At 71.5% G+C, this 23,840-nt stretch carries 24 protein-coding genes, 1 tRNA gene, 1 pseudogene and 1 riboswitch; of the genes and pseudogenes, 17 read left to right on the top strand and 9 right to left on the bottom strand.

Annotated elements, in window-relative coordinates; translation table 11 throughout:
- Both ABD056_RS20025 and ABD056_RS20020 read left to right on the top strand, forming a co-directional pair.
- On the top strand, nucleotides 1–610 hold a 610-nt coding region (locus ABD056_RS20025), incomplete at its 5' end, for an energy transducer TonB (RefSeq protein WP_343869658.1).
- 73 nt (nucleotides 611–683) lie between these two features.
- Nucleotides 684–1,856, top strand: a complete 1,173-nt coding sequence (locus tag ABD056_RS20020; protein WP_343869657.1) for an SIR2 family protein — start codon at nucleotides 684–686, stop codon at nucleotides 1,854–1,856.
- Between the two features lie 8 nt (nucleotides 1,857–1,864).
- Here the strand turns inward: ABD056_RS20020 and ABD056_RS20015 are convergent, their stop codons facing one another.
- The 8 genes from ABD056_RS20015 to ABD056_RS19980 are packed head-to-tail and all read right to left on the bottom strand — an operon-like array spanning nucleotide 1,865 to nucleotide 11,943.
- Nucleotides 1,865–3,769, bottom strand: a complete 1,905-nt coding sequence (locus ABD056_RS20015) for a hypothetical protein (RefSeq protein ID WP_343869655.1) — start codon at nucleotides 3,767–3,769, stop codon at nucleotides 1,865–1,867.
- Nucleotides 3,770–3,801: 32 nt separating this feature from the next.
- Nucleotides 3,802–5,541, bottom strand: coding sequence for a S41 family peptidase (locus ABD056_RS20010; protein WP_343869654.1), 1,740 nt, complete (start codon nucleotides 5,539–5,541; stop codon nucleotides 3,802–3,804).
- On the bottom strand, nucleotides 5,538–6,062 hold the full coding sequence (locus ABD056_RS20005; RefSeq protein ID WP_343869653.1) for a hypothetical protein: 525 nt from the start codon (nucleotides 6,060–6,062) through the stop codon (nucleotides 5,538–5,540). Before ABD056_RS20005 ends, ABD056_RS20010 begins: the two co-directional genes overlap by 4 nt.
- Nucleotides 6,063–6,086: 24 nt before the next feature.
- Nucleotides 6,087–6,749 carry a glycine zipper domain-containing protein gene (locus tag ABD056_RS20000; RefSeq protein WP_343869651.1) on the bottom strand — a complete coding sequence of 221 codons (663 nt, stop codon included), beginning with the start codon at nucleotides 6,747–6,749 and terminating at the stop codon, nucleotides 6,087–6,089.
- A gap of 29 nt (nucleotides 6,750–6,778) precedes the next feature.
- Nucleotides 6,779–8,521: a formylglycine-generating enzyme family protein gene (locus ABD056_RS19995; protein ID WP_343869650.1), complete on the bottom strand. Its 1,743-nt coding sequence runs from the start codon at nucleotides 8,519–8,521 to the stop codon at nucleotides 6,779–6,781.
- Entirely contained in the window at nucleotides 8,511–10,340 is a 1,830-nt protein-coding gene (locus tag ABD056_RS19990; RefSeq protein ID WP_343869647.1) for an ABC transporter permease, read from the bottom strand. The genes ABD056_RS19995 and ABD056_RS19990 overlap by 11 nt, the downstream gene beginning before the upstream one ends.
- Nucleotides 10,337–11,134 (bottom strand): ABC transporter ATP-binding protein, encoded by a 798-nt coding sequence (locus tag ABD056_RS19985; RefSeq protein WP_343869646.1) that lies wholly within the window; start codon nucleotides 11,132–11,134, stop codon nucleotides 10,337–10,339. Before ABD056_RS19985 ends, ABD056_RS19990 begins: the two co-directional genes overlap by 4 nt.
- 20 nt (nucleotides 11,135–11,154) lie before the next feature.
- Nucleotides 11,155–11,943 (bottom strand): hypothetical protein, encoded by a 789-nt coding sequence (locus ABD056_RS19980; protein WP_343869643.1) that lies wholly within the window; start codon nucleotides 11,941–11,943, stop codon nucleotides 11,155–11,157.
- Here ABD056_RS19980 and ABD056_RS19975 point away from each other — a divergent pair.
- The 3 genes from ABD056_RS19975 (at nucleotide 11,894) to ABD056_RS19965 (ending at nucleotide 15,631) form a co-directional block, all read left to right on the top strand.
- Nucleotides 11,894–13,657, top strand: a complete 1,764-nt coding sequence (locus ABD056_RS19975; RefSeq protein WP_343869640.1) for a hypothetical protein — start codon at nucleotides 11,894–11,896, stop codon at nucleotides 13,655–13,657. The genes ABD056_RS19980 and ABD056_RS19975 overlap by 50 nt on opposite strands.
- A 214-nt stretch (nucleotides 13,658–13,871) precedes the next feature.
- Nucleotides 13,872–15,014 carry an AAA family ATPase gene (locus tag ABD056_RS19970; protein ID WP_343869638.1) on the top strand — a complete coding sequence of 381 codons (1,143 nt, stop codon included), beginning with the start codon at nucleotides 13,872–13,874 and terminating at the stop codon, nucleotides 15,012–15,014.
- Entirely contained in the window at nucleotides 15,014–15,631 is a 618-nt protein-coding gene (locus ABD056_RS19965) for a hypothetical protein (RefSeq protein ID WP_343869636.1), read from the top strand. Before ABD056_RS19970 ends, ABD056_RS19965 begins: the two co-directional genes overlap by 1 nt.
- A gap of 81 nt (nucleotides 15,632–15,712) precedes the next feature.
- Here the strand turns inward: ABD056_RS19965 and ABD056_RS19960 are convergent.
- Nucleotides 15,713–15,787, bottom strand: a tRNA-Thr gene (locus ABD056_RS19960).
- 279 nt (nucleotides 15,788–16,066) lie between these two features.
- On the opposite strand from ABD056_RS19960, the gene ABD056_RS19955 reads away from it, so the two are divergent.
- From ABD056_RS19955 to ABD056_RS19900, 12 genes and pseudogenes are all read left to right on the top strand, one after another.
- A complete protein-coding gene (locus tag ABD056_RS19955) occupies nucleotides 16,067–16,282 on the top strand; it encodes a hypothetical protein (RefSeq protein ID WP_343869635.1) in 216 nt (71 codons plus the stop codon).
- A 30-nt stretch (nucleotides 16,283–16,312) separates the two neighbouring features.
- A complete protein-coding gene (gene dcd / locus ABD056_RS19950; protein ID WP_343869633.1) occupies nucleotides 16,313–16,867 on the top strand; it encodes a dCTP deaminase in 555 nt (184 codons plus the stop codon).
- A 92-nt stretch (nucleotides 16,868–16,959) separates the two neighbouring features.
- Complete coding sequence (murA, locus tag ABD056_RS19945) at nucleotides 16,960–18,252, top strand: UDP-N-acetylglucosamine 1-carboxyvinyltransferase (RefSeq protein ID WP_343869632.1); 1,293 nt, start codon at nucleotides 16,960–16,962, stop codon at nucleotides 18,250–18,252.
- A gap of 83 nt (nucleotides 18,253–18,335) precedes the next feature.
- Nucleotides 18,336–18,463, top strand: a riboswitch (SAM-I-IV-variant riboswitch).
- A 57-nt stretch (nucleotides 18,464–18,520) separates the two neighbouring features.
- Nucleotides 18,521–18,805: a hypothetical protein gene (locus ABD056_RS19940; protein WP_343869630.1), complete on the top strand. Its 285-nt coding sequence runs from the start codon at nucleotides 18,521–18,523 to the stop codon at nucleotides 18,803–18,805.
- An 80-nt stretch (nucleotides 18,806–18,885) separates the two neighbouring features.
- Nucleotides 18,886–19,170 carry a hypothetical protein gene (locus ABD056_RS19935; RefSeq protein ID WP_343869629.1) on the top strand — a complete coding sequence of 95 codons (285 nt, stop codon included), beginning with the start codon at nucleotides 18,886–18,888 and terminating at the stop codon, nucleotides 19,168–19,170.
- Between the two features lie 140 nt (nucleotides 19,171–19,310).
- Nucleotides 19,311–19,970 carry an ATP phosphoribosyltransferase gene (gene hisG, locus ABD056_RS19930; RefSeq protein WP_343869628.1) on the top strand — a complete coding sequence of 220 codons (660 nt, stop codon included), beginning with the start codon at nucleotides 19,311–19,313 and terminating at the stop codon, nucleotides 19,968–19,970.
- Complete coding sequence (gene hisD, locus ABD056_RS19925; protein ID WP_343869626.1) at nucleotides 19,960–21,261, top strand: histidinol dehydrogenase; 1,302 nt, start codon at nucleotides 19,960–19,962, stop codon at nucleotides 21,259–21,261. Before hisG ends, hisD begins: the two co-directional genes overlap by 11 nt.
- A 4-nt stretch (nucleotides 21,262–21,265) precedes the next feature.
- Nucleotides 21,266–21,757: a UPF0262 family protein gene (locus ABD056_RS19920; protein WP_343869624.1), complete on the top strand. Its 492-nt coding sequence runs from the start codon at nucleotides 21,266–21,268 to the stop codon at nucleotides 21,755–21,757.
- A gap of 11 nt (nucleotides 21,758–21,768) precedes the next feature.
- The gene (locus tag ABD056_RS19915; protein ID WP_343869623.1) at nucleotides 21,769–22,215 is read left to right on the top strand and encodes an arsenate reductase ArsC; all 447 of its coding nucleotides are present in this window, start codon (nucleotides 21,769–21,771) and stop codon (nucleotides 22,213–22,215) included.
- A 93-nt stretch (nucleotides 22,216–22,308) separates the two neighbouring features.
- Nucleotides 22,309–22,527: a translation initiation factor IF-1 gene (gene infA, locus ABD056_RS19910; protein ID WP_343869621.1), complete on the top strand. Its 219-nt coding sequence runs from the start codon at nucleotides 22,309–22,311 to the stop codon at nucleotides 22,525–22,527.
- 13 nt (nucleotides 22,528–22,540) lie between these two features.
- A complete protein-coding gene (locus ABD056_RS19905; protein ID WP_343869619.1) occupies nucleotides 22,541–23,134 on the top strand; it encodes a Maf family protein in 594 nt (197 codons plus the stop codon).
- Nucleotides 23,135–23,186: 52 nt separating this feature from the next.
- A pseudogene (locus ABD056_RS19900) lies at nucleotides 23,187–23,840 on the top strand (hypothetical protein); the annotation flags it as partial.

Below are 23,840 nucleotides of genomic sequence, written 5' to 3'. Positions count from 1 at the left end.
GGCGGTGCAAACCCCGGCCCCGCCGCCCCCCGAACCGGAGCCCGAACCCGAACCCGAACCGGACCCCGACCCGCCGCCGCCGCCCAAGCCGGCCCCGCAGCCGGTGCGCAAGCCGCCGCCGCCGCCGAAACCGGCGCCGGTGCAGCCGGCCCCGCAGCCGCGTCCGGCGCCTGCTCCCGCCGCCCCGGCCCCCGGTCCGGTCACCGAGGCGCCGGCACCCGGCACCGCCTCAGGCCCCGCTGCCGGTGCCGCCGGCGGTGCGCCCTCTGCCGGCGCCGGCGGACTGCCGGGACCGGCCACCGCCGGGGTCGGCGATCCCAATGCCCGCGACAGCTATCTGGCGCAGGTGCAGCGCTGGCTGGAACGGCACAAGCAATACCCCTCGGCCGCCCGGTCGCGGCGGCAGGAGGGCACGGTGGTGCTGCGGTTCGTGATTGATGCCCAGGGCACCGTTCTGGCCCACCGCATCGACCGCGGCTCCGGCCACCGCCTGCTCGACGACGCGGTAGAAGACCTGATCCGCCGCGCCTCGCCGCTGCCCAAGCCGCCGCCGGGGGTGGTGGCGCAGACGCTGGAAGTCGCCGTGCCCATCGTCTTCAACCTGCGCTGAGGGCAGCAGCCTCTTCCGCCGCCGCGGCGTCTGTGTTGCACAGGCGCGGCGGCGAGCGGACGGAGGGGGCGGCATGGATCAGGCGGACGAGGCGGCGGCGGCAGCAGCGACGGTGGCCGCCTTCGCCAGCACCCTGGAAGGCCTGGCCGCCCGCGATCCCGATGCGACTCCGCCGCCGGTGGTGACCTTCTGGTGCGGCGCCGGGTTCTCCAAGGCCTGGGACCGCTGCGCCCCCACCGACGGCGAACTGTTCCACATCACCGCCGACGAACTGGACGATTTCCCCAACCTGCGGCAGCTGCTGGCCGCCACCGGCTGGGACGCCCGCGAGGCCATCGACTTCGAGGCCTTCAAGACCCTCGGCTATGCCATCGACATGCAGGTGCGGCACCCGGAAATCCGCCACCGCCACGTCGACATCCACAACCTGCGCCTCAGCATCGCCGAGATCCGCACCCTCATTCACCGCCGGTTCCGCGCCGCCTGCGACATCCTGCCGGTGGACGACGCCTCCTTGCGCTTCCCCGCCCCGACGGAGGCGCGGCAGCGCGCCATCCTGCGCTTCTTCCGCCATCTGGAGGAGCTGGCGGAGGGCAGCGGCCGCGACATCCGGCTGCCGCTGTTCCATTTCCTGACGACCAACTACGACTTCACCATCGAAACCATCCTCGACCACATCGGCGATGCCCCCGGGCCAGGGGTGTTCGGCCGCCTGTATCGCGGCGTGACGCCGGCCCGCATCTGCGGCAGCACCATCTGGGACCATCTGCCGCTGACCGTCGGGCGGTCGCTGATCAAGGTCAACGGCGGCTTCGAGATCCTGAGGCAGGGCGACGGCTACCACTTCGACTACCGCAACCGCGACGATGCGGCGGTGCGCGAGGCACCGCCGCTGCTCATCCTGCCGTCGCGCATGCAAAGCTATACCGACCCCTATTTCGACGAGATCTTCCCCAAGGCCGTCCGCCTGCTGCGGGAGACCGACGTGCTGGTCATCGTCGGCTACAGCCTGCCGCCGGAGGATGCGCTGCTGCGCTTCATCCTGCGCCACCTGGCCGCCAACCCGGAAAGCGCCCGCGGCAAGTCGGTGTTCCTGATCGACACCAAGCCGTCGGAGATGATCCGCCAGCGGCTGGAGACGGTGTTCTTCTCCATCCGCCGCAACGGCTGGCCGCGCACCCACTACTTCGCCGGCCAGTTCGAGGACTTCTGCCAGCGGGTGGTGGATGCGGCGGCTGCCGGATAGGGCCGGCCCTACTTCGCCAGCGACTCCAGCGGGATGTCGTTCACCATCACGCTGCCGCCGGGCGGATAGGCGACGCGGTACAGCAGGCCGTCGCCGGCCGGCATCTTCTCGCCGATGCCGTTCAGCACCAGCAGCATCGACAGCAGCTGACGCAGATCCTCCGACGGCTGCTGCACCTTCTTGACCGCCGCCAGCACGACGTCGAGCCCATGGACGGTCAGGCTGCCGTCAACCCGCGGCGGCTCGCTGAAGCCGGTGATGGGCCCGACGGTGATGTCGCCGCCAACGGCCGCCTTGGGCGCCTTCAGCGCCATGTCGGAGGCGACCAGCCGGGTGCCGTGGTCCACCAGCACGGCGCTGATCGCCTGTTCGGCGCGCGGCCCTTCCTTGCCGACGGTCGCCCGCAGCAGTTCCGCGTAGGGCAGGTTTTCGAGGGTCAGCTTCAACGCCACATCCTGCGGCACCAGGTCCTGCGGCATGGCGGCGGCATCGGGGTTTTCCGCCACCATGTCGGCCCAGCCGGCATCGGTGAGGGTGACGCCGGACGCGGACAGCGCCACCGTCGCCGACCCCTTGCCGCCGGCATTGGCGGCGCCGAACGACGTGGTGACGGAGCCGACCTTGAACAGCTCCTTGTCGTTCTCGGCGAAAACCAGGTTGGACAGCACGAAGGAGCTGTCGATGCCGTCCCACTTCAGGGCCGCCAGCAGGGTCAGGATCTGGTCGGGCGAGACGGCCTCGCCGCCGCTTTCCTCGGCCAGGGTGAACAGGTCCACCAGCGACTTGTAGCCGCGCTGGTCGATCTTGCTGAGGGTATAGCCGCTGGACACCTTGCCGATGCCGACGCGAAAGCCGTCGTCGTCGTCGATCACCAGGTCGGTCAGCGCGAACTCGCCGCGGCCGTCGAGCATGGCGTTGGATTCGTCGATGTTCTCGACGAAGGTGACCTTGCGGATGGACATGCGCACCGCCTCGCCGGCCGCCACCAGTTCGGCGAAGGGCTCCAGCCGGATGTTGGTGAAGGCGGCGTCGAAGCGGACGGTGGTCTTGAGGTCGAGGTTGTAGAGGCCGGTGAGCTTCGGGCGATCCATGCGCAGGGTGCCCGCCGCCATCAGGATCTCCGGCGCCATGTCGACGGCGAGGGCGATGTGGGTGGCGTCCTTGCGGTCGAGCGTCACCGTCAGGTGCGGCAGGACGATGTAGTCCTCCACGTCCACCGGCAGGCCGACCTCGTTCAGGACGATGGTCAGCCGGTCGTCGCCCTTGCGGGTGACCTCCGGCGGCACGGTGGTGAGGATGTCTTCGTCCAGGTGGATCAGCCAGGTGAGAAGCTCCGCATCCAGCGGCCGGTTGGGATCAAGCTTCTCGGCCACCGCCATGCCGAGGCTCATGGCCTCCGGCTCCGGTTCGGGCGCCGGCTCGGGCTCGGGGGCCGGAGCGGGCGCCGGTGCGGGGGCCGCCTTGGCCACGGGGGCCGGCGCAGGGGCCGGCTCCGGCGCAGGAGCAGGAGCAGGAGCAGGAGCAGGAGCAGGGGCCGGCTCGGGCGCGGCGGCTTGCTGCGGCGCGGTGGCGCCCGGACCGGCGGCGGCCTCCGCCTCCTTCAGGCGGGCCTGCACGTCGTCGCGGCTGAAGCGGCCGACCGCCTTGCCCTCGACGAGCAGGGCGCCGAGGCGGGTGTCCGCATGGTCGGTGATGATGCGGCCGAGCAGGGCATCCACCTCGCGCAGCAGCCGCACCTGATCTTCCGGCGCCGTCGCCTTCTGCGCCTCCGTATTGAGATTGAGCGCCTGCTTGAACAGGGCCTGCGCCTCGCTGTCGTTGCCGGCGGCGGCCGGGCCGGCGGCGGCCAGCAGCCCGCCCAGCACAAGGGCGGCGGCCAGGCCGCGCAGGCGTGTGGTGAGTGTCGTCGTCATTCGATGTCCCCCTCGCTGACGTACCCGGGCGCTCAACAGGCACCAGGACTGGTTTCGCCTCGCCGGGGCACGGTGCAGACGCGCTGCGCCCGGCAGTGGTCGAGGCCCATTTCTTCACAGAAGGCGGCGGCCGCATCGGCGGTGGCGAAGCGCACCACATAGACCCGCACCCAGGTGCCGCTGTCGGCCAGGTCCACCTGCCGGCTGACCACCCGCAGTTCCCCCAGGGCACCGGCATGGCGGGTTCGCGCGGCCTCCATCTCGGTGGCGGCATTGGCCGGGTTGCGGTAGGAGCCGAGGCGCACGCCATACCACGGGCCGCCGTCGCCCTCCGCCTGGGCGAGCGGCGGCGAAGGCGCGGGCGCGGACGGAAGCGCGACGGTGGCGGTGGCCGGCGGCATCACGATCTCCCGCCGGGTACCGTCCCAGCCGTCCACCGCCATGGCGCTGCCGGTGGCGGCGGCCTGATCGCGCGCAACCGCCGCCGCGGCGGCGGTTGGCAGCAGCGGGGCGAGGCACAGGCGCAGGCGCGGCCCGCGCTTCATCAGCACCGGCTGCAGGCGCCCGACACCGTCCTGCCAGCCAAGGCGGACGCGCTCGGCGGCGGCGCCGGCATCGTCGAACAGGGCCTCGCGGCAGACGAAGGCGCGGTCGGCCAGGGCGGCCTCAAGGTCGCTGAGGGACGCGGCAAGGTCATCCTGCGGCGCCGTCAGCAGGATCTGCGGCATCACCCCATGCCCGCCGCACCACTGGCCGGCCGGGTCGAGCAGCCGCCCGACGGTGAGGCCGAGGGTGGCGCCGGACGGCAGGGCAAACTCCTCCTGGAACACGCATTTGCCGTAGGTCGGGCGGCCGGCGACGATGGCCCAGCCCCAATGGTCCAGCGCCCGCACCAGCACCTCGGCCGAACTGGCGGTGTGGGGGCCGACCAGCACCACCACCGGGCCGCGGGTGCGCCACCAGTCGTCGCGGCTGGTGTAGGTCAGCGGGTCGGCGCCGCCGGCGCTGCGCACGGTGGTGGTCACCGCCACCCGCTGCGGCATGAACAGCGAGGCGGCGTCGATGGCCTCCAGCAGATGGCCGCCGGTGGCCCAGCGCAGGTCGAGCAGCACCGGGCGTTCCCCCGCCTCCGCCAGGGCCTCGGCCAGGGCGCGCCGCGTGATGCCGTCGGTGAAGCGGTAGAGGCGGATCACCTGCCACGGCCCCACCTGGTCCTGCTGCAGCGCCGGTTCCTGGTGGACGCGCGGGGTGACGGCGATGCGGTGCGCCGGTGCGTCGGCGTCGGCGGCATCGGCGTCGCGCAGTTCCAGCACCAGCGGCCGACCGTCGGCGGCGGCAGCGGCCAGCGCCGCCGTGCCCTCGGCGCCGCGGGTCGGGTGGCCGTCCACCGACAGCAGGCGGAACGGCCGCCGCTGCCCGGCCCACTCCACCACCCCGCCCGGCAGGGGCAGCAGCAGCGGCGGGCCGTCGCCGCGGTCGTCCAGCACCTGGACCCCCAGCCGCAGCGGCGCATCGTCGCCCGCCGGCCTTGGCGGGGTGAGGCGGGCGTAGGGATCGACGCTGCGCAGCCAGCCGATCAGGGCGGCGGTGGTGCCGGCGGTGGTCACCTCCGGCGGTGGCTGCAGGCGGTCGATGTGGCGTTCGCGCACAAGCCGCGCCGCCGCCGTCGCATCCAGGGCGTCATCGGCCGCGACCGCTGTCGTCGCCGCCGCCAGGGCGGCCAGGGCGAGCGGCAGGGCGGCGATGCGGCGGCGGAGCGGCCGGCGCGTCACTGGGCGGCGAGGGCGGCGGCGACGGCGGCGGCCAGGGCGTCGCGGACCTGACGCAGGCGCACCACCTCGGCCTGCAGGGCGGCGTCGCCGGGGTTGGCGGCCGCCTGCTGCTGCGCCTTGCCGATGTCGGCCTGAACGGCGGCGGCGCGCTTCTCAAGCGCCTGCTTCTGCTTGCGCTGGGCGTCGGTGCGCGCCTGCAGGCGGGCGATATCGCCCTCCAGCTTGCGGCGTTCGGCCTCCAGGGTCGCCAGATCCTCGCGGGCGACGGCGTTCTCCAGCGACGCGGTGGCGTTCTGCTGCGTCAGGGTGGCGTTGCTGGCCTGCAGTTCGGCGGTCAGCGCCTGGGTGCGCGACAGCTCGCCCTGCTTGTTGGCGATGCGCTGGTCGTAGCAGCCGCTGGTCATGGCGCCGACGGTGTTGAACAGGTTGCCCTGGTTGGGGTCGCAGTTTTCCGGCGCGACGGCGCAGCCGGACAGGGCGGCGACGGCCGTGGCGGCGGCGAGCAGGCGGGTGAGCGTCATGGCGTCTGGTCTCCCTTGGCCGGCTTACAGGTACTGGCCGATGGCGGCGCTCTGCTGGCCCATGCCGTCGACCAGCCCGCGCAGTTCGGCGATTTCGGATTCGAGGGTGGTCACCTCGGCGGCCAGGGCGCCGGAGCGGGCGGCATCGCCGGCCGTCTGCGCTTCCGCCACCACCTGCCGCTGCACCGCGGCTTCGCTTTCCAGCTTGGCCACCTGATCGTTCAGCGCCGCCACGCGACCATCCAGGTCGGCCTTGCGGGAGGCGAGGGCGGCGCGCTCCGACTTGTTCTTGCGGTAGGCGGCGACCAGGGCATCGGTTTCCGCCTGCAGGCGGGGCAGCTCGGCCGCCAGTTCGGCGTTGCGGGCCGCCAGCTGCTGGTTGAGGGCGCGGCTGTCGCTGATCTGGGCGTCGTAGAAGGCTTCGGTGGAGGCGTACTGCGCCTTGCGCTCTTCCAGGCTGGCGCCGATGGCATAGCCGATGGCACCGCCCGCCGCCGCGCCGATGGCGGCGCCGAGCAGGCGGCCTTCGCTGCCGCCGATCAGGGCCCCGAGCACGCCCCCGGCCAGCACGCCGACCGTCGCCGCCTGTTCCTTGACGCCGTAGCCGCCGCCATTGCCGCTGGTCTGGCAGGCCGAAACGCCGAGCACGCTCACCATCACGGCGGCGGTGCAGGTCTTGCGCATCATGGACATGGTTCCCCCTCTCCCTCTGTGGGTCAAAGCTGCTGGTAGACGTTGCGGGTCTTGAGTTCCTCGATGATCGCCCCCTGGCGCGCCTCCGCCTGTTCGGCCTTCAGCACCCCTTCGCCCAGGTGGCGGACGAAGATGTCGTGCAGCGCCACTTCGGGGGCGGAAACCTTGCCGGCGGTGATCTTTTCCCGGAAGGCGGTGACGCTGGCGATGGCCTGGTCGCGGCCGCAGCCGATCAGGTCGCCCAGGCGGTCCTGGTACTTGCCGAAGTAGACGGCGCCGTCGCTGCGCAGCGAGGCGGCGGCCTGGCGGATCGCTTCCACCTCCGCCTGTTCCTTGGCGGTCAGGTTGGGGTTCTTGCCGCGCAGGGTGGCGAGCGTGTCGCGCCGTTCCGCCTCGCGCATGGAGCGGGCGAACAGGGCGCCGAACAGCACCCCTTCCTCCATGTTGCGGTCGCAGACCTGCTGGTTGCGCAGGGCCAGCTGCTGCGAGGCCTCGTCCAGGCTGCTCTGCAGGCGGGCGATCTCGCGCACCGCCTGCTCGTCGCTGGCGACCAGGGTGTTCAGGGCGGTCAGGCTGGCGTTGGCGGTCTGCAGGCTGGTGCCGGCCCGCGCCCCGCCGTTGAGCAGGGTCTGGCCGGCCGGAGTGGCGGCGCGCACCTCCGCCAGATAGCTCTCGTGCTGGCGGCTCAGCAACTCGTGGAAGGCGGGGGAGGGCAGCACCACGCTGGCGATGGCGAGGCGGAACCCGGTGGTGGGGGAGCGCACCTCCACCACCTGATCGCCCTGCACCTGATACAGCCCCACCTCGATGCGCTGCGACGACCGCAGGCCGCTGTTCATGTCGAGGTAACTGCCGCCGCGCGCCACCACGCCGCCGGTCTTGCCCTGACCGACCTCCGCCTGGAAGCCGCCGAAGGTGTATTCCTGCACGTTGCCGAACATGTCGTGCAGGCCGCCCACCGGATCGAGCGTGCCGATGCGGCGCGGATCGGCCTTGGCCTTGGGCTTGACGTGGGCGTGGGCCTCCCACCGCGCCCGCGGGAAGGGCAGCGGCTCGTCGAACTGGTCGGCGCCGCCGGACAGGCGGGCGGCATATTCCCATTCCACTTCCGTCGGCAGGCGCAGGAAGCCCGGCGTGCTCTGGCCGGCGCCCTGGCCGCTGCCGCCGGTGAGGGCGGGCAGGGCGGCGCGGCAGGCGGCATCGGCGAAGCACCACTTGTTGTAGCGGTCGATGACCTCGTTCACCGCCGTCCAGCTGAGCCACGCCGCCGGGTAGGCAAGGGCGCGGTCCAGCTTGGCGGCATCCAGCGTCAGCAACTCGCGGTCGTCGGGGTTGCCCGACAGCTCCACATAGCGCGCCACGCCCGCCGCCATGTCGCCGGCCCCCAGGATGGCCGCCACCTGGGCCTTCGAGATCTCGTACTTGCCGAGGTAGTAGTACCAGGCGTCCTTGTCGGGGAAGGCGCCGCCCACCATCACCCGCTGCGGCTGCTGGAAGATGCCGCCCTGGGAATCGCCGATCTGGACGACGCGCCGGGCATTGCCCCAGAACTCGGCGCCGGGCACGTCGATGCGCCGGAACACCAGCGACAGCCCGCCGGGCATGGGCAGCAGGAAGTCGTCCGCCGCCGGACACGGGTTGAACCGGGCGTCGGCCTTGGGGTCCTTAGTGCAGTCGGCATCGGCGGCGACGGCGGTCGCCGGGGCGAGGGCCACGGCGGCCAGCAGCAGGGCGGCGACGGCGGACAGGGCGGGCTTATTCGACACGGATGGCCTCCGCAGGGTCCAGGCGGGACGATTTCCAGGCCGCCAGCAGCGACGACGCCCCCGCCATCGCCACGGCGGCGACCACCGCCAGCACCAGGGCCAGCGGCGGCAGCCGGCAGATCTCGCTGCCGAGGTCGAAGTCGGCGGGGAACAGGCCGTTGATGACGGCGGCAAGGGCAAGGTAGGTGGCGACCGCCAGCAGCGAGGCAACGCCGCCGAGCAGCAGCCCCTGGACGATGGGAAAGCGCCAGACGTCCAGCCGGTCGAGTCCCATCAGCCGCAGCATGGCGAGGTCGCGCTTCTTGCGGTCGACGGAGGCGTAGAAGTTGGCGACCAGCGCCGCCGCCGCCCCGGTCAGCCCCACGGCGGCAATGATGGCGAACATGCGGGTCAGGCCGAGGTCGAGGATGCGCAGGCGCTCGATGACGTCCAGCTTCGCCACCGTCTCGATCCCCAGCGACTGCAGGTGGGCATGCAGCGCCGGCACGCTGTCGATGTCGCGGGCATAGAGGCGGAAGCCGCGGAACACCCCGCGTTCCAGCACCAGCCCCTGATCCGGCGTCAGAGTGACGGCGCGTTCGGCGGCGGTGCGCAGGCGGGCCAGCAGCTCGACCGGCACCAGGGCGGCGGCCCCCGGCGCCGCACCCGGCTGCACCGCCAGCGGCACGTCAAGGCGGCTGACCTCGGTGCGCACGGCGAGCGTGGCGGCAGTGTCGGCCGCGACACCGGGCGGCAGCAGCAGGCGCGCTTCGGCGGCGAAGGTCTGCCCGTCGGCCAGGGCCGGCCACGGCGGCGGCGGCAGATCGAGCACCCGCAGGTCTTTCGCCGTGGGCGAGAAGCCGGCCACCGCCACATCGGCGCCGCCGATCCGCAGCACCGGCGGGTCCGCCACATAGGGAAGGACCGCCACCTCCACACCCCGCAGCTTGCCGCGGATGGCGTCCACCGCCTCCAGCCCGGCCGGGCGCTCGACACCGCGCACCGCCAGCACGGCATAACCCTCCGGCAGCGGCAGGCCAGTGCGGGCGGTGAAGGTGGCGGCGTCGACCTCTTCCTGCACCGCGAAGCCGGTGCCGACGGTCAGGCGGCCGGCGGTGAGGGCATCAAGCCGCTGCGGCCCGGCCACCAGCACGCCGTCGAAGGCCATGGGCGGGGTGGCGGTGCCGCCATCCCAGCCGCGCTCCGGCACCGCCAGTCCTTCGCGGTAGGCCTCGGCATCCAGGGTGAGGGCGGTTTCGGCGTAGACCCGCAGGGTGCCGTCGGCATTGACCGGCAGCACGCCGACGATCCGCAAATCCTGCACCGCCTGTTCGCGGCGGCCGTCGCGCACGCGGTTGACCTTCAGCGACAGCGTTTCGCCCGCCTGCGCGCCCAGCTTTTCCGCCAGCAGGGCGGTCAGCACCGCCTCGCCGGCGGCCGGCACCGGTACCCCGTTGTCCACCAGCAGCGGGTCGCCGGCGGCCGAGGGGATGAGGTCCACCAGTTCGCTGTCGGACGATCCCGGCCGCCCCAGCCGCACGATGGAGGCACCGCGCAGGATGGTCGGCGCCAGGAAGCCGACGTCGGAGCGGCCCTGCAGGGCGGCGAACCAGGCGGCATCCAGGCGCAGGGTCTCGCGCGGCTTGATCTCGCGGTAGACCGGGTCGCGCACCAGCCGGTCGCGCAGGGTTTCGACGGTGCCGTTCTTCAGCCCCATGAGCAGCAGCAGGGGCGCCAGCACGGCCGCCAGCGCCAGCACGAGGCACAGGTTCAGCACCAGCTCGTGACGCAGGTCGCGCACCGCCAGCGGCAGCACGGCGAAGCGCGGGCGGCGGCTCATGCGAGGCCTCCGGCATGGCAGACGGAGCGCACGACGGTCGGCGCCGGATGGTCCAGGGTGAAGGTATAGGCGCGGTCGGCCACCGGGGCGACCAGGTCGCGGTCGTGGGTGACCATCACCACCGCGCAGCCGCGCTCGCTGGCGGCGCGGCGGAAATCGGCGACGATGGCGCGGGCGCGCTCCTGGTCCACCGCCGCCGTCGGTTCGTCGGCCAGGATGAGGCCGGGGGCATGGGCCAGCGCCCGCAGGATGGCCGCGCGCTGCCGCTGGCCGCCGGAAATGTACTGCGGCTTCTTGTCGAGCACCTGACGGATGCCGATGTCGGCCGCCATGGCCTCAAGCTCCGGCCGGCTCAGGGTCTGGCCGGTCAGGCGGGCGGGCAGGGCGATGTTTTCCGCCACCGTCAGGAACGGCAGCAGCCCGCCGGTCTGGAGCACGTAGCCGAGGCGGGTTCGCCGCAGGGCGGCGAGCGCCCGTTCATCGTTGCGGCGCCACAGGTCCGCCAGATCGATCCAGCCGGCCTCGCCGGCCAGGCGGAAATGCTGCGCCCCGCTCGGCCGCAGCACCAGCGCCAGGATGTCGAGCAGGGTGCTCTTGCCGCAGCCGCTGGCCCCCACCACCGCCACGAACTCGCCGGCGGCGACGCGGAAATCCGGCACCGACAGCTCGAAACGGGCATCGGCCTGCTCCCGCGTGCGGGTCAGGTCCTTCATGTGCAGCAGAACGGTGGTCGGCGCCGCAGGCGCCGGCCCGCTGCCCCCGATGGTGGGGACAGCGGCGTGCATCCGGTCCATGACGGGTCAGTCCGCCCGGATCACGGCAGCATGGCGAGCGGCAGCGGGTAGACCTTCGCCGCCTCGGTGCTCTGGCTGTTCAGGGCCTGCCAGACGTCGATGTTGTTGTTCACCTCGACGTAGAAGCTCAACTTGCTGACCAGTTCCTGTTCCAGGCGCACGCGCTCTTCCGGCACCATGGCCTCGAAGGCGGCGTTGTTCATCTCCAGGATGGCGCTGCGGTAGGGCAGGCTGTCGATCCAGCGCGGCAGCAGGTTGGTGGAGCCCAGCCGCTTGGCATTGTCGAAGTCGATGTCCTGGCCCTTGGACACCTGCGCCATCACCGACTGCAGCGAGGTGAAGAAGTCGAGCTGCGCCAGTTCGGCGGTCTGCATGGCCTCGACCACCTGCTGCATGGCAGTGATGAGGTTGTTCAGTTCCTCCTTCGTCACCAGCACGCGGACATCCAGCGCCCGCTTGTCCGGGTCCACCAGATCGTGGTCCATGGCCCAGAAGGTGACGTCGCGCACCGGCTCGCCGCCCAGGTAGTTGACCAGCGCCGCCGCCGCGACCTGATTGATGAGCTGGGCATCCGCCACCGCCTGCGGGCTGGCCGCGCTCTCGCCCAGCACCGACTTCATCTCGGCGCTCAGCGGGTCTTCCGCCCGGGCCAGCTGGTCGAGATCGGCGCCCACCGCTTCGGCGATGCCGTCCAGGCGCTGCGGCTCGGCCGGCAGATCCTTGAGGGCCGCCGCCGGCGCCGCCTCGACGGGCAGATCCTTGAGCGCCCCGGCTTCGGCGGGTGCGGCCGAGGCGGCGGCGGCCTCCACCGGCAGATCCTTCAGCTCGGTCGCCGCCTTGGTGGAAGCTTTGGCGACGGCGGTGCCGGCTTTGGGGGCCGGGCCCGGGGCGGGAGGCGGCCCCTCCCCCGGCCCCGGCCCCGGCCGGAGCCACCGCCGCGCCGGCCGCCGCCGCCCCGGCCGCCGCCGCCTGTTCGGCGGGGATGGCCTTGGCCGCCCGCTGGGCCGCCTTCGCCGCTTCGGCGGCGGCCTTGGCCTGGGCCTGGGCGGTCTTCACCACGTCCGTCAGCTGGCCGGCGATCTGCTTGGCGACGCGCTCATACTCCGCCTGTGCCGTCGACTCCACCGGGAACAGGGCCGGCGTGCCGGTGCCCGGGTTGCTGGCAAGGCGGGCGAACTGCGGCTCCGCGATGGGGTGGTCGGAGGCGGCGCGGGCCTCCCGCAGGTGGATGGAGAACACCGACACGTTGGCGTCGTTGCTCATCTGCCGGATTTCGGCGGCGCTCAGGCCGGTGGTGCTCTGCGCGTGCTTGGGCTCGTGGGCGGAGGCGTCGCCGACCTGGACGATGAAGCGCAGGGCGCCCTCGGTCCAGCGGGTTTCCTCCAGCGCCGTCTTCATGCCGGCATAGACTTCCTCGGCATAGTCGTCGGAGCTGATGTTGGCGGCGCGCACGTCGGTCTCGATCAGCTTGGCGAAGGCGACGCCGTCGACCAGCGTCGGCGTGAAGGACTTGCTCACGAACTCCAGCTGGGGCGCCACCTTCAGGTCGTCGCGGTAGCCGACGAAGCCGAACCGCACCTTGTCCTTCACCGCCGGATCGGCGGCGACGGTCTGCGCCACGTTGAGGATCGCCTGCTTGGTCAGCTCCACGTGCTTGCCCATGGAGCCGGTGAGGTCCATGACGAACACGATGTCGATGCCCATGTCGCCGGCTTCGGCCAGGGTGGGCGCGGCGCGGCTCTTGCGCTGGTAGTCGGCGTTGGCGAGCGTGGTGTCGTTGGCGCCGTCGGACCGTTTGGCCGGCACGGCGGCGGCGATCTGCAGCAGCCGCGTGTCTTCCTCGAACAGGTCGACCTTCTCGAAAGCCAGCACCGGCAGGACGTAGAAGGTGTCCTCGATGTCGGTGAACTTCTTCGGCTCGATGGAGATCACCGCCTCCGGCTTCTCGCCGGCGTCGACCTGGGTGTAAAGGGCGGCGGCGCGGGCCTCGCGGTCGCCGGCCTCCACCACCTGCCGCAGGGAGTCGGCGGTGTTGAACATCAGGACCGGGTTGCGCGCCTCGTCGCCGGTGCCGGGGTGGGTGTAGGCGACCACCAGGGCCTGCCGCCACTCCATCACGTCCTTGGCCTGCATCCAGCCTTCCGGCTTGTCCGCCGTGCGGCCGACCTGATACCAGCCCTTCGGCTCCGCCGGATCGGACAGGTCGAGATCCTTGCGGTTGAACACGAACAGGGGCGAGAAGGCGGTCACGTTCTCAAGCAGGATCGCTTCGGCGACGGCGGATTCGCTCTTGTAGACGTGCGACGCCGGGCGCGGCAGAGCCCGCAGGGGAAGCAGGGTCTGCGCCTCGCGGCAGGGGCCGGTGCCGGAGCAGGTGACCTCCCCCTGCGCCGCCGGCGCAGCAGCGGCGGCGGGAGTGAAGCTGGCGCCGGCCATCAGGCTGGCGGCGACGAGCGCACAGGCGGCCACGCCCCCCCGCAGGGAGGTTGCGAAACGCGACGTCATGATTACCCCTCGGACTGAATTTCCCCCGTGCCGGCGCGGGATGGTGAGAGCCCCCGGTTCCCCCGCGGCATAGGCACGGTAAGTCCGCACAAATAATATTGTCAATAGGTTGATGGCAGTAACGGCCAACGTTATGCTCTGCGCCGCGCCGGCTGCGAATAAACTGGAAGGCGCATGGGGTTCGACATTTGAGCGCGCCAAGCTCCGCTCTCGCGCCTTTGGGGAAATGGGGATGGTGAAAACTGTTCTGGTGGCGCTGGTCGTAATAACTACGGCGGCCCTTGGTGTGCGCCTTTGGTCGCTGGTGGTGCCGGCACTGCCTTATGTGGCGGGGGCGGGAGTGGTGGTGATGGGACTGTCGGCGGCGCGCAGCCGCGGCCAGTTGCAGAACCGCCGGATCCAGCTCGCCCAGCAGCGCGAACGCGAACGGCTGAGCAAGGCCCCGCCGCCCCCGCCGCCGCCGTCCCGCGACGGCCCCCAGGAGCCCGAGGGCGACGACGTCGTGCTGCGCCCGGTGCAGCCGACGCGCGACGGGCCGCGCGACGGCGGTGCGCTGCAGGAGTCGCTGCGGCAGCTGGAGGCTCTGACCGGGCTCGACGGGGTGAAGCGGCAGATCAACGATCTGGTCAGCCTGGCGGTCATCCAGCAGGAGCGCCGCAAGCGCGGGCTTGACCAGGACTCCGCCCGCAGCTTCCACATGGTCTTCACCGGCAATCCGGGCACCGGCAAGACCACCGTCGCCCGGCTGGTCGGCAACATCCTGCGCGACCTCGGCTTTCTGGCGAAGGGGCATGTGGTGGAGGTGGACCGCGGCAACCTCGTCGCCGGCTACATCGGCCAGACCGCCATCCAGACCAAGAAGAAGATCCAGGAGGCCATGGGCGGCGTGCTGTTCATCGACGAGGCCTACAGCCTGGCGAAGGGCGGCGGCAACGATTTCGGCAGCGAGGCCATCGACACGCTGCTGAAGGCGATGGAAGACCACCGCGATGCCTTCGTCGTCATCGTCGCCGGCTATCGCGAGGAGATGAAGACCTTCATCAATGCCAACCCCGGCCTCAAGAGCCGCTTCGACATCACCGTCCACTTCGAGGACTATGCCGTCGACGACCTCACCACCATCTTTGGCAACTTCGCCCGCCAGCAGGGCTATCAGCTGGCTCCCGGCACCAGCGAGGCGGCGGCGGCGGCGTTCTCCGCCATGATCGCCGCCAGCGACGGCGCCTTCGGCAACGGGCGCGAGGCCCGCCGCCTGTGGGAGCGCACAGTGCAGAACCATGCCCGCCGCCTGCACGGCAAGTCCCGCCGCAATGATGCCGCACTGGTGACGGTGCTGCCAGAAGATGTGCCGGCGACCCTGGATGGAGGAGCGTGATGATCGGCTGGCCCCAGATCCTGCGTCATACCCTTGGCAAGGCGACGTTCCAGCTGGCCTTCGGCCTGGCGCTGCTGGCCACCCTCGGCCTCGGCTGGCAGGCGTGGCGACCGGGCGTGCATCCCTGCGCCGTGCTCACCGGCTCGCTGGCCCTGGTGTGCGACCCCGAGGCCTTGCCCAAGGTGACGGCGACGGTGGTCGACGGCATCGGTCAGGCGCGCGAGGCCATGACGGAGGAAGGCCTGGCCCGTCAGGTCGAGACGCTGAAGGGGCTTGCGACCACCGTCACCTACAGCGCCGCCCCGCCGCCGGCGCGGCCGCGCCTGACGGTGGAGATGCAGCGGCGCACGCCGGTGCGCGCCTCCACCGACCGCGCCGATGCCACCACCCTGGCATGGCTCGACCAGGGGGCGACGGCCTCCGCCGTGGTGGTGGATGCCCTGTGGCTGCAGGTGGAGCACGACGGCCGGCCGGCCTTCCTGCCGCGCAGCTTCGTGCGGGTGGTGACGGTGGAGGGCTACGACCGCTGCCGCACCAGCTGGGATAGCCGCGCCGGCGCCGCCGTGTTCGAGTGCGCCGCCGCCGATGGCGCGTGGATGGCCGTCAGCCTCGATTGAGGCGCGGCCTTTTCCCGGTCCCGCTCCCGCCCGCACAGCAAAAACCCCGCCTGCTCCGGGAGCGGCGGGGTTTTTTGCAGGTGGTGCTGCTGGGGGGAATCGAACCCACGACCTCTCCCTTACCAAGGGAGTGCTCTACCCCTGAGCTACAGCAGCGTACCGTCTGTCGCCTCGGCGGCGGGGGTGTCTGGCATTTCGCCGTGGCCTCCGTCGTGCCGAGGCGCGCTTTATAGCCACGGCGGTCGGGGCGTGCAAGCCTCTTTTTTCAGAATTTTTCATCCCTCTCCACCCGCCCCTCCACCGGCCCCTCCGCCGCCCCGCCCGCACCGGAAGCACCGCCGCCGGGCGCCGCCGCAAGCCGCTCTTGACGGAACCGGCCGCAGAAGGGAGGATGCGCCACTTTAGCATCAGCCCCCGCAGCCAGAGTGTCCGTCCATGTCGACCATGTCGAAGCGTGACCGGAACCCGCCCCGCCTTTCCGAAAAGGGGCAGGACCGCGTCGAAGACCGTCTGGCGCGCCGCGCTCAGGCCCTGCGTGCCAACCTGCAGAAGCGCAAGGAACAGCTGCGTGCCCGCGAGGCCGCCGCCAAGGCCGCCGAAGACGGCGCCCCCGCCGGCGGCGGCGATGACCCGGCCGGCAACGGCGCGTAATCAGCAGACGAAGACGGAAGGATCGCCCCCATGCCCGTGATGCCCGACAGCTGGATTCGGGAAATGGCCCACGCGAAGGGCATGATCGAACCCTTCACCGACCGCCTGGAACGCCAGGGGGTGATTTCCTACGGCCTGTCGTCCTACGGCTACGACGCCCGCGTCGCCAGCGAGTTCAAGATCTTCACCAACGTCGACTCGGCGGTGGTGGACCCCAAGAACTTCAACGACCAGAGCTTCGTCGAGCGCGACACCGACGTCTGCGTCATCCCGCCCAACTCCTTCGCCCTGGCGCGCACGGTGGAATACTTCCGCATCCCGCGCGACACGCTGGTGATCTGCCTTGGCAAGTCCACCTACGCCCGCTGCGGCATCATCGTCAACGTGACGCCGCTGGAACCGGAATGGGAAGGCCACGTGACGCTGGAATTCTCCAACACCACGCCGCTGCCGGCCCGTATCTACGCCAACGAAGGCGCCTGCCAGTTCATCTTCCTGCGCGGCGAGCCGGAGTGCGACGTTTCCTACCGCGACCGCGCCGGCAAGTACCAGGGCCAGCGGGGCGTCACCCTGCCGCGCCTGTGACACACCACCGCCCCCAAGCCGCCATCCTGTCGGGGCAGAATGCGGCCGTCACCGTTCCGTCCCCCAGTTATTGTGAAAGAGCCAGGGTTACCATGGACCGTATCCGCATCGTCGGCGGCGTGCCGCTGCGTGGCACCATTTCCATCGGCGGCGCCAAGAACGCGGCGCTGACGCTCATGCCGGCGGCGCTGCTGACCGACGAGACGCTGACGCTGTCCAACCTGCCGCATCTGGCCGACATCACCACCATGGCCAACCTGCTGGCCCAGCATGGCGTGGAGATGGAGCTGAACGGCCATGCCGAGAACGGCGGCGCCACCGGCCGCGTGCTGGCCATGCGCTGCCGCGAGGTCACCTCCACCACCGCCCCCTACGACCTGGTGCGCAAGATGCGGGCGAGCGTGCTGGTGCTCGGCCCGCTGCTGGCCCGCCACGGCGAGGCGCGGGTGTCGCTGCCCGGCGGCTGCGCCATCGGCACCCGGCCGGTGGACCTGCACCTGAAGGCGCTGGAGGCGCTCGGCGCCACCATCGAGCTGTCGGAGGGCTACATCACCGCCCGCGTCGCCTCGCGCCTGAAGGGCGGCAACATCATCTTCCCGATGGTCACCGTCGGCGGCACCGAGAACGCGCTCATGGCCGCCGTGCTGGCCGAGGGCGACACGGTGATCGCCAACGCGGCGCAGGAGCCGGAGGTCTGCGACCTCGCCCACTGCCTGAACGCCATGGGCGCCCGCATCTCCGGCATCGGCACCTCCACCCTGCGCGTGCAGGGCGTCGAGCGGCTGCACGGCGCCGAGTACAGCGTCATCCCCGACCGCATCGAGACCGGCACCTACATGGTCGCCGCCGCCATCACCCGCGGCGACATCGAGCTGACCGGCGTGCGCACCGACATCCTGACGGCCGTCACCCGCACCCTGGAGGAAGCCGGCGTCGAGGTGGAGGAAACCGCCCGCGGCCTGCGCGTGCGCGCTGACGGCGCCGACATCCGCGGCGTCGACGTGATGACCGAGCCCTATCCCGGCTTCCCCACCGACATGCAGGCCCAGTTCATGGCCCTGATGGCGACCGCCAACGGCGCCTCCATGCTCACCGAGACCATCTTCGAAAACCGCTTCATGCACGTGCCGGAACTGCTGCGCATGGGCGCCCGCATCACCGTGCACGGCGCCTCGGCCATCGTGCGCGGCATGCCGCGGCTGTCCGGCGCGCCGGTGATGGCGACCGACCTGCGCGCCTCGGTGTCGCTGGTGCTGGCCGGGCTGGCGGCGGAAGGCGAGACCATCGTCAACCGCATCTACCACCTGGACCGCGGCTACGAGCGGCTGGAGCAGAAGCTGGCCGCCTGCGGCGCCCATATCGAGCGTCTGCGCGGCGACCGCTGACGGCCGGACGTGGAGCAGGGAGGGGAGGGCGCCGCCACGGCGATCTCCCCCTTGCCTCCGCCGGCGGCTTGGCGTATCACCAGTCTCAGCATCAAGAGCGTGGGCTGACGCCCATCACCAACCTGCCATCCCGGGCAAGGTGGTGCTTCCCGACCCGCAAACCGCGCGGGGCGGGGAAGATGCGGCCGGACCGGCAACCAATCGGGTGACCTCGGACCATCGCCGCGCATCGCGTCAGCCTCCCATCGGATCGAGAGGAGGCATCGCCATGTCCTGTTCCATCGTGTCGCCGCTGGCCCCCGGCGTGGTCGTCGGTCCCGACGACGACATCCTCGGCCTGCCGGATCACCGCTGCGTCGCCGTGGTCCACCGCCGCTTCGGCACCTACACCCACCTCTACCGCCTGTGCGACGGGCCGGGGCGGGAGCGGGTGCAGCTGTTGCGAGTATGGCCCGGCGCCCGCCTGGCGGAGGCCCGCGCCGCCGCCCGCCGAACCCAGCCGCGGCGGGCCGGCGCAGAGGCCGCTGCACCGCTGCTGGCGGCCGCGGAGTAATCCTTTCGATAAACCGTTTGTCCTGGCGCCCGGCTTCCCGTATCTTCAACCACCAGTAAGGATCCGGCGGAGGGGGAGAAATGGCCGATCCGAGATCGCGCAGCGTCGCCGAGAACCAGCGGGAACTCAGGCGGCTGCAACAGTTCTATGCCTCGTTGCCGCCGGAAAAGCGTCAGGCCCAGGAAGCCCATCTGCGCAAGCGGATGCAGGCGCTGGTGGACGCTATCAACGGCACCGGCCAGGGGGGCGGCCGGCGGGGCGGCGGGTTCGTCGATGCGCTGTCGCGCGGCGCCATGTGGATCGCCCTCATGCTGGCGGTGCTGGCAGCCGGGTTCTTCGGCGTCATGACCCTGGTGCGGTTCTGACCCGGCAGCGCCGACGGGGCGGCCGGGGTGCGGCGGCCAGGGTGCGGCGGCGGGCGGTGATCAACGGGGTGGTTCGCCGGCGGGGACTCGTGTAAACATGCGCCTCCATCTTGCCGCTGACCGCCGAGAAGACGCCACCCATGGGCCGTGAAAGTCTGGTGATCGCCCTGCCCAAAGGGCGGATCCTGGAAGAATGCATGCCGTTGGTGCGGGCCGTGGGCATCGTCCCCGAGCCCGCGTTCGACGATCCCAAGTCGCGCCAGTTGCGCTTCGCCACCAACCATCCGCATATCGACATCGTGCGGGTGCGGTCGTTCGACGTGGCCACCTTCGTCGCCTTCGGCGCCGCGCACCTGGGTGTGGCCGGCAACGACGTGCTGATGGAATTCAACTACTCCGAACTCTATGCGCCGCTCGACCTCGATATCGGCCACTGCCGCCTGTCGGTGGCGGAGCCGGTGGACCTGTCGGGCGAGGACGATCCCGCCAAGTGGAGCCACGTCCGCGTCGCCACCAAGTACCCGGAGACCACCAAGCGGCACTTCGCCCGCCGCGGCGTGCAGGCGGAATGCATCAAGCTGAACGGCGCCATGGAACTGGCGCCGGCGCTCGGCCTCTGCCGCCGCATCGTCGACCTGGTGTCCACCGGCTCCACCCTGAAGGCCAATGGTCTGGTGGAGGTGGAGCACATCTGCGACGTCACCTCGCGCCTGGTGGTGAACCGCACCGCGTTGAAAACCCGCCCCGAGGAACTGGGCGGCTGGATCGAGAAGTTCCGGGAGGTCGTGAATGCCCGTTGAATTGCGTGCCGGCACGCCCGGCTTTGCCGAGGCCTTTGATCGTCTCATCAACGACAAGCGCGAGACTTCCCACGACGTCAACGCCGCCGTGGCGGAGATCCTGGAGGCGGTGCGCCGCGACGGCGATGCCGCCGTCATCGACTACACCCGCCGCTTCGACCGCCTGGAGCTGACGCCGGAGACCCTGCGCGTCACCGCCGCCGAGGTGGAGGCTGCCTATGCCGCCTGCGACCGCGAGCTGATCGCGGCGCTGGAACTGGCGGCGGAACGGGTGCGCGAGTATCACGCCCGGCAGCTGCCGGAAAGCTACCACTACACCGACGATGCCGGCGTGCGCCTTGGCAGCCGCTGGCGGGCGGTGCAGGCGGCGGGCCTTTATGTGCCCGGCGGCACGGCGGCCTATCCGTCGTCGGTGCTGATGAACACGCTGCCGGCCAAGGTGGCGGGCGTCGGCCGGCTGGTGATGTGCGTGCCGACCCCGGACGGCAAGCTCAACCCGCTGGTGCTGGCGGCGGCGAAGATCGCCGGGGTGGACGAGATCTACCGCATCGGCGGCGCCCAGGCCATCGCCGCCCTGGCCTACGGCACCAGGACCATCGCGCCGGTGGACAAGATCGTCGGCCCCGGCAACGCCTACGTCGCCGCCGCCAAGCGGCAGGTGTTCGGCACCGTCGGCATCGACAGCATCGCCGGCCCGTCGGAGATCCTGGTGGTGGCCGACGGCAACAACGACCCGGCATGGATCGCCGCCGACCTGCTGAGCCAGGCCGAGCACGACACCGCCAGCCAGTCCATCCTCGTCACCACCGACGCCGCCTTCGGCGCCCGGGTGATGGAGGCGGTGGAGAGCCTGCTGCAGACCTTGCCGCGGGCCGAGATCGCGCGCCAGAGCTGGAACGACCACGGCGCCATCGTGGTGGTGGACAGCCTGGACGACGCCGTGCCGCTGGTCGACCAGGTGGCGCCGGAGCACCTGGAACTGGCGGTGGACGATGCCGAGGCGCTCGCCGAACGCATCACCAATGCCGGCGCCATCTTCCTTGGCCGTCACACGCCGGAAGCGGTGGGCGATTATGTCGGCGGCCCCAACCACGTGCTGCCGACGGCGCGCTCGGCGCGGTTCTCGTCCGGCCTCGGGGTGGTGGACTTCATGAAGCGCACCTCGCTGCTCGGCTGCGATGCCGGCGCCCTGGCCGCCATCGGTCCGGCGGCGGTGAAGCTGGCGGAGGCGGAGGGCCTGCAGGCGCACGGCCTGTCGGTGGCGCTGCGCCTCCCCACGGCGCGGAGCTGAGGCCATGACCGCCGCCGGCGCCCGCGGCCGCGAGGTGATCGTCAACGTCGTGCTCGACGAAAAGACGCTGGTGCGCCGCCGGCCGGAGGTGGAGCACGAGCGGGCGGTCGCCATCTACGACCTGCTGGAGGAAAACACCTTCCGCGTCCGCGACGAGGCCATCGCCGGCCCCTACGTGCTGCACCTGTCGCTGGCCGACAACCGGCTGGTGATGGATGTCCGCAACACCGACGATGCGCCGCTGACGCGGGTGACGCTGCCGCTGTCGCCGTTCCGCGGCATCGTGCGCGACTACTTCATGGTGTGCGAAAGCTACTACGGCGCCATCAAGACCGCCTCGCCGAGCCAGATCGAGGCCATCGACATGGGCCGCCGCGGCCTGCACAACGAAGGCGCCGAACTGCTGCGCGAGCGGCTGGCGGAGCATGTGGAGATCGACGTGGATACCTCGCGGCGCCTGTTCACGCTGCTCTGCGTTCTCCACATTCGCGGCTGAGGGCGCTGCCGGTGCCGACGAACCTGCCCGGAAGCGTGCTGTTCGCCTGCACCATGAATGCCATCCGCTCCCCCATGGCCGAAGGCATCATGAAGCGCCTGCACGGCACCCGCGTGTTCGTCGACTCGGTAGGCGTGCGCAAGGGCGAGGTCGACCCCTTCGTCATCGCGGTGATGGACGAAATCGGCATCGACGTCTCCGGCCACCGGCCGAAGACCTTCGACGAGCTGGAGGACACCAGCTTCGACGCCATTGTCTCGCTGTCGCCGGAAGCCCAGCACTCGGCGGTGGAAATGACCCGCACCATGGCCTGCGACGTGCTGTTCTGGAACACCTTCGATCCGGCGCTGGTGGAGGGCAACCGCGAGACGCGGCTGGACGCCTATCGCCAGGTGCGCGACGAGCTGATGAAACGCATCACCGCCGCTTTCCCGCCCAGCCGCCTGCCCGCCGGGTGACGCATTTCGGTCGCGACAGTGAAAAGAGCTTGACCTGCGCAGGTCTCCACCGCATTTGTTGTCGGCATTTTTCCATAGGGCCCGGTAGGGATAATGGCCAAGGAAGATCTCATCGAGTTTCAGGGCGTGGTCGTCGAACTGCTGCCCAACGCCATGTTCCGCGTGAAGCTGGAAAACGGGCACGAAATTCTCGCCCATACCTCGGGCAAGATGCGCAAGAACCGCATCCGCGTCCTGGCGGGCGACGCCGTTACGGTGGAAATGACCCCCTACGACCTCACCAAGGGTCGCATCACCTTCCGCTTCAAGTGAGCGTCGCCAGGGCATGCCTGTGACAGTGCCGCCGCGCCTCGTCCTTGCTTCGGCTTCGCCCCGCCGCCTCGACCTTCTGAAGCAGATCCGCATCGTGCCGTCCGCCGTTGATCCGGCGGACGTGGACGAAGCGCCCCTGCGCGACGAACTCCCCCGCCAGCATGCCGCCCGCCTGGGGGCGGAAAAGGCCCGCGTGGTGGCGGCCCGCCATCCCGGCTGCGTGGTGCTGGCCGCCGACACGGTGGTCGGCGTCGGCCGCCGCATCCTGCCCAAGGCGGAAGACGAGGCGACGGCGCGGACGTGCCTCGCCCTGCTGTCGGGGCGCCGGCATCACGTCTACGGCGGCGTCACCCTGATCGGCCCCGACGGCCGCGAGTGGCACAAGCTGGTGGACACCGCCGTCACCTTCAAGCGCCTGGACAGCCGCGAGATGGACGCCTACATCCGCTCCGGCGAGTGGCACGGCAAGGCCGGCGGCTACGCCATCCAGGGGCTGGCCGGCGCCTTCGTGAAGCAGGTCAACGGCAGCTATCCCAACGTGGTCGGTCTGCCGCTGCTGGAAACCGCCAACCTGCTGGCGGCGGCGGGCATCCGTCCCGACCTGTGAGCGCCGGCGGCGCGGTGCCGGCCGATCCTTCGCGGCGGGAGCCGACGCCACCATGACCGAGACCGCCACCGGCCGCATCCTCATCTCCGACAGCCCCGGCGAGCGCCGGGCCGCCGTGCTGGACGCCGACGACGCCCTGCGGCTGGTGATCCACGCCCGCCTGGGGCTGGCCGAGGCCGCCGGCCTGCACCCCGGCCGCGTCACCGGCCGCCTGCCGTCGGGTTCGGCGGCCTTCGTGGACATCGGCAGCGGCGTGCCCGGCTTCCTCAACGCCGGCGACTGCCCCGGCGGCCTGCCGGCCGAAGGGGCGGCGGTGATCGTCCAGGTGGCGGCGGAGGCACGGCGCGGCAAGGGCGCCCGGCTGACCGCCAAGGTCTCTTTCACCGACGACTGCCTCGCCTATACCCCGCAGCGGCCGGGCGCCAACGTGTCGTCCAAGCTGCCGGCCGAGGCGCGGGCCCGCCTGCAGGGGCTGCTGGCGGCGCTGCTGCAGCCGGGGGAGGGGGCGGTGGTGCGCACCAGCGCCACCGCCGAGGGGCTGCCGGCCAGCCTCGCCGCCCACCGCGCCGCCTGGCAGGCGGTGCAGGGGCGGGCGACCGGCGCGGCGACGGCGCTGGCGGCCTGTCCGGCGCCGGCGGAGGTCCTGTTCGACCACCGGCCGGCGCTGAGCGCCGCCCCTGCCGCCCCTCCCCCCCACGCCGCCGTC

This window comes from Caenispirillum bisanense (assembly GCF_039523075.1).
Lineage (GTDB): Bacteria > Pseudomonadota > Alphaproteobacteria > Rhodospirillales > Rhodospirillaceae > Caenispirillum > Caenispirillum bisanense.
This window is presented reverse-complemented; position numbering and strand designations above follow the sequence as displayed.

Excerpts from the sequence above, each read along its gene's own strand:
- murA (WP_343869632.1), top strand. The coding sequence starts at position 16,960 with ATGGACCGTATCCGCATCGTCGGCGGCGTGCCGCTGCGTGGCACCATT.
- ABD056_RS19935 (WP_343869629.1), top strand. The coding sequence starts at position 18,886 with ATGGCCGATCCGAGATCGCGCAGCGTCGCCGAGAACCAGCGGGAACTC.
- ABD056_RS19920 (WP_343869624.1), top strand. The coding sequence starts at position 21,266 with ATGACCGCCGCCGGCGCCCGCGGCCGCGAGGTGATCGTCAACGTCGTG.
- ABD056_RS19990 (WP_343869647.1), bottom strand. The coding sequence starts at position 10,340 with ATGAGCCGCCGCCCGCGCTTCGCCGTGCTGCCGCTGGCGGTGCGCGAC.
- ABD056_RS20000 (WP_343869651.1), bottom strand. The coding sequence starts at position 6,749 with ATGATGCGCAAGACCTGCACCGCCGCCGTGATGGTGAGCGTGCTCGGC.
- hisD (WP_343869626.1), top strand. The coding sequence starts at position 19,960 with ATGCCCGTTGAATTGCGTGCCGGCACGCCCGGCTTTGCCGAGGCCTTT.
- ABD056_RS19985 (WP_343869646.1), bottom strand. The coding sequence starts at position 11,134 with ATGGACCGGATGCACGCCGCTGTCCCCACCATCGGGGGCAGCGGGCCG.
- ABD056_RS19905 (WP_343869619.1), top strand. The coding sequence starts at position 22,541 with ATGCCTGTGACAGTGCCGCCGCGCCTCGTCCTTGCTTCGGCTTCGCCC.
- ABD056_RS20005 (WP_343869653.1), bottom strand. The coding sequence starts at position 6,062 with ATGACGCTCACCCGCCTGCTCGCCGCCGCCACGGCCGTCGCCGCCCTG.
- hisG (WP_343869628.1), top strand. The coding sequence starts at position 19,311 with ATGGGCCGTGAAAGTCTGGTGATCGCCCTGCCCAAAGGGCGGATCCTG.
- ABD056_RS19955 (WP_343869635.1), top strand. The coding sequence starts at position 16,067 with ATGTCGACCATGTCGAAGCGTGACCGGAACCCGCCCCGCCTTTCCGAA.
- ABD056_RS20020 (WP_343869657.1), top strand. The coding sequence starts at position 684 with ATGGATCAGGCGGACGAGGCGGCGGCGGCAGCAGCGACGGTGGCCGCC.
- ABD056_RS19965 (WP_343869636.1), top strand. The coding sequence starts at position 15,014 with ATGATCGGCTGGCCCCAGATCCTGCGTCATACCCTTGGCAAGGCGACG.
- dcd (WP_343869633.1), top strand. The coding sequence starts at position 16,313 with ATGCCCGTGATGCCCGACAGCTGGATTCGGGAAATGGCCCACGCGAAG.
- ABD056_RS19970 (WP_343869638.1), top strand. The coding sequence starts at position 13,872 with ATGGTGAAAACTGTTCTGGTGGCGCTGGTCGTAATAACTACGGCGGCC.
- infA (WP_343869621.1), top strand. The coding sequence starts at position 22,309 with ATGGCCAAGGAAGATCTCATCGAGTTTCAGGGCGTGGTCGTCGAACTG.
- ABD056_RS19940 (WP_343869630.1), top strand. The coding sequence starts at position 18,521 with ATGTCCTGTTCCATCGTGTCGCCGCTGGCCCCCGGCGTGGTCGTCGGT.
- ABD056_RS20015 (WP_343869655.1), bottom strand. The coding sequence starts at position 3,769 with ATGACGACGACACTCACCACACGCCTGCGCGGCCTGGCCGCCGCCCTT.